Consider the following 9,129-nt stretch of genomic DNA (forward strand, 5'->3'; position numbering starts at 1 on the left):
CGGCGGGCATAATCCACTAACAATCAACACGGTCCACTCGGTGGGGGCAGATCACTTGCTACCGATGATGAAGGATACCCAATCGCCGAGTATGGACCCGAGAATTGCGGCCGAGATGACCGCCGCTTCATTGAATCTCCCGGTCGCAAGCAGACTGCCGGTAGCCATCATAAGCGATGTCGCGGGAATCATCAGCCCGATCAGCACCAGCGACTCGCCAAAGCAGAGCAGCCCAATCGCAAGGGCCACCCAACCGGAATTGGCGATGATGAGCTCAGTGATTCCAGCGATCAAATCCTGCACATGCCGCTCCTCACCGACACAGAAATCTGTCGGTGTCCGAACCGATGGATGCCATCACTTCGCGGGCAGCGCACGCCCTAACCGAATTTTCCTCTCGCGGTTGCGACGAGGAGAGCCAGGCGGCGGACCTTCGTTGAAGTGATAAGATATGCTGGCAACCCCACGACGACCGCGAATGCCTTGATGAAAGGCTGCTCGCGCTGCCGCAAAAATGGGCACGGATAAATCTGCTGCCAATCTGTCGGCGAGCAACCTTCGCTAAGGGTTGTCTCGAATTCAACCTATGGCGTGGCCGTTGTGATCGGAGAGATAGGGCTTTAGCACACGCATTGAACTTTCCCTGCGATCCTGCTGCCCCCCCACACTGCTTCGATGCGCCAATCCGCTGTCGCAAGCATCGACTAAAGGTTGAGAAATGAGTTTTTCTGCGATCGCGCTCGCTCTGCCGCTGTTCGCCGTTACGAACATCGACGATATCTTCGTTCTCCTCGGTTTCTTCTCCGATCCCCGATTTCGCGCACGGCAGATCGTGGTTGGTCAGTATCTAGGCATGCTGACACTGATTGGGGTCAGCCTGGTCGCGGCGCTCGTCTCGCTGGTTCTCCCGCCGCAATATGTGGGACTACTCGGCTTGGCTCCACTCGCGATCGGCCTGAAGAAACTCTACGACTTGCGTAATGCGAGCGGCGATGATGACGAAGACATTCCTCATAAGGCCGGCTCTTCGGGCATCGGAAACATCCTGTCCGTGGCAGCAGTCACGATCGCCAATGGCGGCGACAATATCGGTGTTTACGCCCCGTTGTTCGCTACTCGCGGAACGAGCGCGACCGGCATCATCGTCATTACCTTCCTGGCAATGACCGCGATTTGGTGCTTGTTCGCCTTCTGGCTGGTCAATCACCGCACGATCGGCGCCCCTATTCGAAAGTTTGGTCATATTGTGCTGCCGTTCGTTCTGATAGCCTTGGGCATACTCATTCTCTATGAGGCCGGCAGCTTTGGACTTTTGATTTAGGTGACGACGCCATTGGACATCAGCGTTGATTGGGGTCAGGTGGTCGAAAGCTGCGCCCGTATCGCTTTCGCGTTCGTGTTGGCTCTTCCCCTCGCAATCGAGCGCGGTCGGGGCGAAAGCGGTCTGGGGCTGCGGACCTTCCCCATCGTAGCCATGGCTGCGTGCGGATATGCGTTGTTGATCCGCGACATGCCCGATACAGACGCTGAGGCTCAGTCGCGGCTCCTGCAAGGCCTGCTTGCCGGGATTGGCTTCATTGGCGGCGGCGCAATCCTGAAAAGCGACAACGGTGGCGTTCACGGATTGGTGACCGCCGCGAGTATATGGAACACAGGCGCGATCGGGGCAGCTGTGGCCTTTCGGCGCGAGGAGATTGCCATTGTCCTCAGCGTCCTCAACGTTGTGGCGCTATTATTTCTTGGCTGGGGCCGAAAGTTCTACAAGTCCGGCGGGAAAGGCGATGCGGACAGTCAATGATCCGACAGGCCAGAATCCTGTTAGGTCCTGTCGATCGATGACGGAGCCATGCTGCCGCTGAGGCCGGACAAACCAACCCGCATGGGGCAAGAAAAAATTTTAGGTTCACTGTAAGGATTGAGACGCTCCCACGTCCTAGTCAGAGAAGGCGAGGTTCGCCTTCCATCGCTGACAGCCGGGAGGCCGACATGAACCATGATGCGCATCGAGGGACAGGCAATCGAAAGTGGCTCACGCCGCTGATATTTGTCGGTTTCGCGGCGATCGCCGTTTACTTCCTGGTTTCCGAGCACAGGCTGCATACGCTGAGCGTTCTGCCATGGGCTCTGATACTTCTCGCCTGCCCGCTGATGCACCTTTTCATGCACCGGGGCCATGGTGGCCATGATGGCCCGTCTGATCGACCGCGCAGCGATGCCGTCGATTCCGGCTCCAACCAGCATTGATGTCAGTAGCGGACGATGCATAGCAACGCACCAGCATACGGCTTTTGGAGCCTTGCCTTCCTCAATTCGGCGCTATTCATTTTCTTCGCCTACAGCTTTTACAAGCCGACTACGCCGCGGGACTGGCGGTCCTTTGGTGCGTTCAGCGCATTTCTCGTTGCGCTGTTTTCCGAGATGTACGGTTTCCCTCTCACCATCTATCTCATGTCAGGCTGGCTCCAGAGCCATTTCCCCGGAATCAATTGGTTCTCACATGATGCCGGCCATTTGCTTGAAACGATGTTCGGATGGCGTGTGAACCCACATTTTGGGCCATTTCATATTCTCAGCTTCGTGCTGATTGGCACCGGCTTCTGGATGATTTCGGCCGGATGGCCGCGCCTTTATCGCGCGCAGCGCAGCCGGATGCTCGCGACCGACGGCATCTATGCCCGGGTGCGACATCCGCAATATGATGGGTTCATCCTGGTCATGTTGGGCTTCCTGTTCCAATGGCCGACACTGTTGACGCTCGCGATGTTCCCGATGCTGGTGTTCATGTACATCCGCCTTGCCCGCAGCGAGGAGCGCGACGCGCTCGCTTTGTTCGGCGCCGAATACCAAGCCTATATGGATCGCGTTCCCGGCTTCATTCCCCGGCTAGGACGAGCGTGAACAACGGCCGGCTGCCCGCAGCATCGCTCATGATGATCCTATCTTTCACGCAGGAGGCATATCTTGAGTGAACTCGTCGTCATTGTCTTCGACAACGAAGAAAAGGCGGAGGAAATCCGCGACCGGCTGATCAGCCTTCAGCGTACACACATCGTCATGCTTGCTGACGCCGTCGTTGCTACCAAGAGGTCGAACGGTGGTATCAGGCTTAGCCACCTCGCGAACCCAGCCACGTCGGGTGCAATCAGCGGCGGCTTCTGGGGATTGCTGATCGGCGCACTGTTCCTGGCTCCGCATATCGGGCTGCTGGTCGGCGCTGCTGGCGGCGGACTGGCCGGTGCGCTGACTGATGTCGGAATTGATGACGGCTTCATGCGCGAAGTCGCGGAGGTGCTGCAGCCGGGCGCGGCCGCACTGTTCGTGCTCATCCAGAAGATGACTGAAGACAAGCTGCTCGACGAACTGAAAGGCGTCGGCGGCAAGGTGCTTCGCACGTCGCTGGATCACAGCAAGGAACAGCAGCTGCGCGACGCTCTTGCCGAAGCGCTGAACGATACGTCGGCGCCCCGGTCGGCATAGTGCACCGCTGTTCGGGACCGGCATGGCGGCCATCGAGTGCGACTGTTCCACCACGAAAGTCTCGAGACAAACCATGACAAAGAAGCACAAACGACCCGATGGCTATGCCGACGAGCTCCGGGCCCTGCAGATCGGACTGAGCGCATTGCAACGGCATGTCATCGCGGATGGCCGAAAGCTTCTGATCATCGTTGAGGGTCGTGACGCCGCCGGCAAGGACGGTATGATCAAGCGCATAGTCGAGCATATGAGCCCGCGCGATACGCGCGTCGTCGCGCTTGGACCACCCTCGGATCGTGATCGGCGCTCCTGGTATTTCCAGCGGTGGAGCGGTCATCTTCCCGTTTCCGGGGAGATCGCGCTGTTCAACCGCAGCTGGTACAATCGGGCTGGCGTCGAGCGGGTGATGGGTTTTTGCTCCGACAGCGAATATGAGGAGTTCATGGCAACTGCACCAATGTTCGAACAGTTGCTTGCGCATTGCGGTATTGTCTTGGTCAAATATTATCTCGATATCTCGAAGGGTGAGCAGCGCCGCAGACTTGCCGAGCGTGCGAAGAATCCGCTTAAACAATGGAAGCTCAGTCCGGTCGACCAAGAGGCAGACAAGCATTGGAAAGCCTATAGCGCGGCACGTGACGCCATGTTGGCGCGCACTCACAGTGTTGCCGCGCCATGGATCGTGGTTCGTGCCGACGACAAACGGATGGCCCGGCTCGCTATGATAAGAGATTTGCTCGTGCGGCTTGGAGAGCAAGAGCATGGCGAACAGGATCTCCCCGATCCTGGCACCGTTTTCTTGTATGATGCCGCGGCACGTGAACAAGGCCTCATGTCGAAATGAGCGAAGGCGAGGAGCCGACGAAGCGGGGTCCGCTGGCCCCATATGACGGTGTGGTATTCCCGGCGAAGGAACCACTTTCGAACAATCTATCCAAACAGGGAGCGTTACCGTTATCGAGGCTCATCGGTGCCGGGCTGATCACCGGCGCTGCGGACGACGATCCAAGCGGGATCGTCACCTACAGCCAGGCCGGCGCACAATTTGGTTACCAGCTAAACTGGACGATGCTGGTCTCGTTGCCATTGCTGGCAACCGTCCAGCAGATCGCCGCGCGTGTCGGACGGGTCACTGGTAAAGGCGTTGTCGCCAATCTCCGTGAACGAACTCCGCGCACGGTGCTCTTCGCCATCGTCCTGCTACTTGCGATAGCCAATGCGATCAATTTGGGCGCCGATCTCGGGGCGATGGGCGAGGTCGCAGCGATGGTTGCTGGCGGCCCTCCTCATCCTTACGTGATCGGTTTCGGGGTCTTTTGCGCAATTGCGCAAATAATCGTAAGTTACAGTGCTTATATTCGTTTTCTGCGCTGGCTCACTTTATCGCTATTTGCCTATATCGCGACGACGCTGGCGGTCGCGGTTCCGTGGCGGGAGGTTCTGGAGCGGACTTTGATACCAAGCCTCAGCGCAACCCCTGAATTCCTGTTGGCCGTGGTGGCCATCTTGGGAACGACAATCACTCCCTATCTGATTTTCTGGCAGGCGGCCGAAGAGGTCGAAGACCTTGAACTCGCCGGCGAGCGGCCGTTGATATCCGATCCCTCGGGAAGCGCTCTTGAATTGCGGCGTATTCGCTTCGACACATGGCTTGGTATCGGTTTTTCCAACTTCGTTGGTCTGTTCATCATCATCGCGACGGCTGCAACGCTGCACGGAGCAGGCGTGACCAACATCGATTCAGCCGAGCAGGCTGCAGAAGCTCTGAAGCCGATTGCGGGCACATTTGCCGCAGGCGCCTTTGCCGCAGGCATCATCGGAACAGGCTTGCTTGCCGTGCCGGTGCTTGCCGGATCCGCGGCCTATGCGTTGGGCGAAGCTTTCAACAGGCCGGTGGGCTTGGGGAGACGGCCCGGAGAGGCTAAATCCTTTTACACGATCATCGCCTTATCGACGCTCATCGGCGTCGGACTCCACTTCACGCCGATCCCGCCGATGCGCGCCTTGTTCTTGAGCGCCGTGATCAACGGGATCATCGTTATTCCGATTTTAGTGGCGTTGCTGATGCTCGCCCGAGACAGACGGGTGATGGGAGCATATCGGGTACGCGGCGCAATGCTCTGGCTCGGCTGGATAACAGCCACCGCGATGGCCACAGCGGCAATGGCGGCGCTTCTCGTCGCGGTTTCGTGAACGTCCGCTGAGGACATTGCGGTTCCATACAGTTTGTGAGTGAGGCGGCTACCTGCCCCGAAAAACGCAGATGCCAGGCGTTGGGAAGAACGTCCGAAAGGGTGAGGTCCTTACCGCCGGAATGACTCTTTAGGCGTTCGCGCCCTTGTACGGACTTGCGAAGTTTACTTAGTTTCCAGCCAAATCGAACGTGGTAGCTCCTCTGACACGTCTGCAGAGCGAGCGCACTATGCAAGAAACAGCGGCACCGGTTTTTGAAGGACTGACCATCCCCGAGATGGAAAGGGCACACTCGACCGATGTGAGCTGGAAATATTTAGCTATCGGCGATTATTGCTATGCCGACCTAGTCGTTTATGACCCACTCAATACTATAGAATGTTCTCGATGTTCGCCAATCATTAGAAATTCGTCTCATAGAGGCGGATCCAGGCATATCGACTTACGAGGCATTGTTGGATCGGAACTCGCGCGCAGCTACAAGTGCTACCGCGCGACCGCGATCAAACGTCTGCGTGATGGCAGCGCCGCTGATGATGTCGTCCAGGCCTTCGCGCTCAAGGCGCTCGAACGCGCGGAACAACTGCGCGATCCTGCCGCACTCCATGGTTGGCTACGTCGACTGTTCGAAACGGCCCTGATCGACTTTTGCCGGCGCCGAACGGCAAACGGTCGGCGCGAGGTGGCTTTTGATATCAAGCGTCACGACCAGCTCGACGAAACCGTAGCGGACTTCGCGCCTGATCCGGCGATGGCCCTCCTCGCCACCTTACCGCGTCTCAAGCCGGGTTATGCCGAGACCATCTATCGGCTCGATCTGCTCGATGAGCCAAAACAGCAGGTAGCAGACCAATTTGGCATCACCCTCAACAACCTTTCGGTTCGTGCGCACCGGGCTCGTCGTGCGTTACGCGCTGCGCTTGAGACGATGCCAATCGCCTATCTATCCGGCGTGCGCGCGCTGTAATATAGCTGTACACTAGACGTATTGGCGCGCACGGAAGGTTTTAGCGACCCGGGCAACCGGCAATCATCAGGAGTATCAAAATGACAGATCCTCTCAGTACGACCGTACCGCCAATCCGGCGCAGCGGTGAGACATCGGGCACCATTGACGCCGGTCTGCGTTCATACATGCTGTCCGTTTACAATTATATGGTCAGCGGCGTCCTGCTCTCGGGCATCATTGCCTTTCTTGCCGCCGGCAACGATATGGCCAGATCGGTGTTCTTCGCCCCAACCGGAACGCCAACCGTGATCGGGTGGATCGCTGTGTTCGCGCCTTTGGCGCTTGTCTTGGTATTCAGCTTCGGACTGAATCGCCTTTCGACCGGCGTCGCCAGAGCAATCTTCTGGGCATATGCTGCGCTGATGGGCGTATCGCTGTCGACGATCCTGCTGGCCTATACCGGAGCGAGCATCGCCCAGACCTTCTTCGTCTCAGCTTCGGCCTTTGCAGGACTGAGCCTTTGGGGCTATCTGACGAAGCGCGATTTGTCAGCGTTCGGCACGTTCCTCATCATGGGTGTGTTCGGCCTCCTGATAGCGATGCTAGTCAACATGTTCCTCCGTTCCTCTACGATGGATCTAATCGTGAGCGCCATTGGCGTGTTGCTCTTTGCGGGACTCACCGCTTACGATACCCAACGGATCAAGAACCTGTACTTCGAGGTCGGGAGTAGCGATTTTCGAGGAAAGGTCGAAGTCGTCGGCGCGCTCACGCTATATCTCGACTTCATCAATTTGTTCCTGTTCCTGCTGCGGTTCATGGGCGCTCGACGCTAAGGCGTCATCTTATTCCAATAGCAGAAATTTGGTCGCCATTCTCGAAGCCGGGAGGTATAAGCATCGTGAATGGCCCTGCGGGACAGGCCGGCGGTGCGATGCCCTGTGTGCGGCGAATGCTGCCTGGTTGAGCAATCCTATCGGAACAGCGTTATCGCCCGGCGCTTGTGCCGTTCATGGCACTGCGGGCGGCTGTCCCGTCGGTGCTGCCAAAAAAGACCAACGAACACGCAAGCCTGGATTTGCGTCCTCAAGCCTGACAATGGATCGGTGTGCCTCCGCGACTGCTTTCACGAAGCTCAGACCCAAGCCCAATCCCTGCACCTCAGCCGTTTCGGGCAGACGGAAGAAGCGCTCGAAGACTTCCTGCCTGTACGCCGTAGGGATACCGGGGCCATTATCGGCTACGCAGAGCTGTACCTCGCCACCTTCTTGTCCGCCCGCAAGCTCGACACGCCCGTCTGCAGGCGCAAATTTGATGGCATTGTCAAGAATGTTGCCGATCGCTTGAAACAGCAGATTACTGTTGCCAATGACATACAAGCCATCTGTGATCGTGACTTCCAGGCCGATACCCTTCTCCTCAGCCGAAGGGCCAAAGATCTCCACGACGTCGATCAGAAGCTGAGAAACATCCACCTTCGCCAGTTCCACATTTCCCCGAATGCTCTCGATACGGCCAATCCGAAGCACGGCATCGAACAGGCTGATGACATTTTCGGCTTCGCTGACAGCATTGTCGACCAAGGCGCGCGCCTCGGAGGGTAGCGATGCACTCAATTCACTCAGATCGGTGTGGAGCCGAGTGAGTGGTGTCCGCAACTCGTGCGCCACGCTGTCTGAAACCCGGCGGATCGCGTCCAGTAGAGCCTGGATCCGACCGAGCATGAGATTGAGCGTTTCGGCGAGACTGTCGAAGTCGTCCTGGCTCCCGTATGTCGGGATGCGCTCGAACAGATCACCTGCCATGACGCGGCGAGCCGTGACGTTGATGGAGTCGATGCGCTTTCCAATCGTACGGCTCATTATGACACCGCCCACCACGCCAAACAGGACGCCGCCAATGATCAGCCAGCCCGCCGCCCCGAAAATCGTGCCTTCGCGCTGGCGGAGATCCTCGACATCGCGACCGATCATCAGTCGCGAACCATCCGCGAGCTGCTCGTCGAGAAGGAGCGCCATATGATCATTGTCTTCGCCATTATAATAGCTGTCGGCCTCGATCGACACCCAGCGCTTGCCCTCGTAGCGCGGCCAGCTTGGCAGGTTTTTTGCCAGAACCTCTCCATTCGGCGATAGCAGCACATGATACGGCGTTCGGTCTTGCGCGCTCGTCGCACGTGCTTCAAGCGCCCCACGCAAGCCTGGAGACGCGGCGCTTCCGAACCGTTGCATGAGCGAATTCGCTTCGCCGCGAATTCGGCCCTTGACCGTTTCGATCGGCCTATGAACGCTGACGAGATAATAGCCCGTGATCAGCAGCGCCAGCGACGCGGAAAACACCAGTGCATAGAGCAGAGCTAACCGGAAGAGCAGGCTGCCGAGCAACCTCACGGCTGTGCCCGGATCACATATCCCGTGCCTCGAACAGTATGAATCAACGGCTCTGCGAAATCCCGGTTGTCAACACCGGGATAAAAACGGGCCAGGCACCGGTTTAAAATGGGGCCAGTT

11 protein-coding genes are annotated in these 9,129 nt (G+C 58.0%); 9 read left to right on the forward strand and 2 right to left on the reverse strand.

Annotation, left to right across the window (positions count from 1 at the left end; genetic code table 11):
* Nucleotides 1-51 precede the first annotated feature (51 nt).
* Nucleotides 52-303 (reverse strand): DedA family protein, encoded by a 252-nt coding sequence (locus ACEK02_RS15640; protein ID WP_371422536.1) that lies wholly within the window; start codon nucleotides 301-303, stop codon nucleotides 52-54.
* A 415-nt stretch (nucleotides 304-718) separates the two neighbouring features.
* On the opposite strand from ACEK02_RS15640, the gene ACEK02_RS15645 reads away from it, so the two are divergent.
* The 9 genes from ACEK02_RS15645 to ACEK02_RS15685 all read left to right on the forward strand — a co-directional run bounded on the left by ACEK02_RS15645 (nucleotide 719) and on the right by ACEK02_RS15685 (nucleotide 7,455).
* Nucleotides 719-1,321 carry a cadmium resistance transporter gene (locus tag ACEK02_RS15645; RefSeq protein ID WP_371422537.1) on the forward strand — a complete coding sequence of 201 codons (603 nt, stop codon included), beginning with the start codon at nucleotides 719-721 and terminating at the stop codon, nucleotides 1,319-1,321.
* 12 nt (nucleotides 1,322-1,333) lie between these two features.
* Entirely contained in the window at nucleotides 1,334-1,798 is a 465-nt protein-coding gene (locus tag ACEK02_RS15650) for an MgtC/SapB family protein (protein ID WP_371422538.1), read from the forward strand.
* Between the two features lie 188 nt (nucleotides 1,799-1,986).
* Nucleotides 1,987-2,244, forward strand: coding sequence for a DUF2933 domain-containing protein (locus tag ACEK02_RS15655; RefSeq protein WP_371422539.1), 258 nt, complete (start codon nucleotides 1,987-1,989; stop codon nucleotides 2,242-2,244).
* Between the two features lie 15 nt (nucleotides 2,245-2,259).
* Nucleotides 2,260-2,898, forward strand: coding sequence for an isoprenylcysteine carboxylmethyltransferase family protein (locus ACEK02_RS15660; protein ID WP_371422540.1), 639 nt, complete (start codon nucleotides 2,260-2,262; stop codon nucleotides 2,896-2,898).
* Between the two features lie 63 nt (nucleotides 2,899-2,961).
* Nucleotides 2,962-3,477, forward strand: a complete 516-nt coding sequence (locus tag ACEK02_RS15665; protein ID WP_371422541.1) for a DUF1269 domain-containing protein — start codon at nucleotides 2,962-2,964, stop codon at nucleotides 3,475-3,477.
* Nucleotides 3,478-3,499: 22 nt separating this feature from the next.
* On the forward strand, nucleotides 3,500-4,321 hold the full coding sequence (gene ppk2, locus ACEK02_RS15670) for a polyphosphate kinase 2 (RefSeq protein ID WP_371422542.1): 822 nt from the start codon (nucleotides 3,500-3,502) through the stop codon (nucleotides 4,319-4,321).
* Nucleotides 4,318-5,670 (forward strand): NRAMP family divalent metal transporter, encoded by a 1,353-nt coding sequence (locus tag ACEK02_RS15675; protein WP_371422543.1) that lies wholly within the window; start codon nucleotides 4,318-4,320, stop codon nucleotides 5,668-5,670. Before ppk2 ends, ACEK02_RS15675 begins: the two co-directional genes overlap by 4 nt.
* A gap of 229 nt (nucleotides 5,671-5,899) precedes the next feature.
* Nucleotides 5,900-6,637, forward strand: coding sequence for an RNA polymerase sigma factor (locus tag ACEK02_RS15680; protein WP_371422544.1), 738 nt, complete (start codon nucleotides 5,900-5,902; stop codon nucleotides 6,635-6,637).
* Nucleotides 6,638-6,717: 80 nt separating this feature from the next.
* Nucleotides 6,718-7,455 carry a Bax inhibitor-1/YccA family protein gene (locus ACEK02_RS15685; RefSeq protein ID WP_371422545.1) on the forward strand — a complete coding sequence of 246 codons (738 nt, stop codon included), beginning with the start codon at nucleotides 6,718-6,720 and terminating at the stop codon, nucleotides 7,453-7,455.
* Nucleotides 7,456-7,629: 174 nt separating this feature from the next.
* Here the strand turns inward: ACEK02_RS15685 and ACEK02_RS15690 are convergent, their stop codons facing one another.
* Entirely contained in the window at nucleotides 7,630-9,009 is a 1,380-nt protein-coding gene (locus tag ACEK02_RS15690) for a sensor histidine kinase (protein WP_371422546.1), read from the reverse strand.
* Nucleotides 9,010-9,129 lie beyond the last annotated feature (120 nt).

This window comes from Tardiphaga sp., from assembly GCF_041424195.1.
Taxonomy (GTDB): Bacteria; Pseudomonadota; Alphaproteobacteria; order Rhizobiales; family Xanthobacteraceae; genus Tardiphaga.

Excerpts from the sequence above, each read along its gene's own strand:
- ACEK02_RS15685 (WP_371422545.1), top strand. The coding sequence starts at position 6,718 with ATGACAGATCCTCTCAGTACGACCGTACCGCCAATCCGGCGCAGCGGT.
- ACEK02_RS15645 (WP_371422537.1), top strand. The coding sequence starts at position 719 with ATGAGTTTTTCTGCGATCGCGCTCGCTCTGCCGCTGTTCGCCGTTACG.
- ACEK02_RS15680 (WP_371422544.1), top strand. The coding sequence starts at position 5,900 with ATGCAAGAAACAGCGGCACCGGTTTTTGAAGGACTGACCATCCCCGAG.
- ACEK02_RS15675 (WP_371422543.1), top strand. The coding sequence starts at position 4,318 with ATGAGCGAAGGCGAGGAGCCGACGAAGCGGGGTCCGCTGGCCCCATAT.
- ppk2 (WP_371422542.1), top strand. The coding sequence starts at position 3,500 with ATGGCGGCCATCGAGTGCGACTGTTCCACCACGAAAGTCTCGAGACAA.
- ACEK02_RS15660 (WP_371422540.1), top strand. The coding sequence starts at position 2,260 with ATGCATAGCAACGCACCAGCATACGGCTTTTGGAGCCTTGCCTTCCTC.
- ACEK02_RS15655 (WP_371422539.1), top strand. The coding sequence starts at position 1,987 with ATGAACCATGATGCGCATCGAGGGACAGGCAATCGAAAGTGGCTCACG.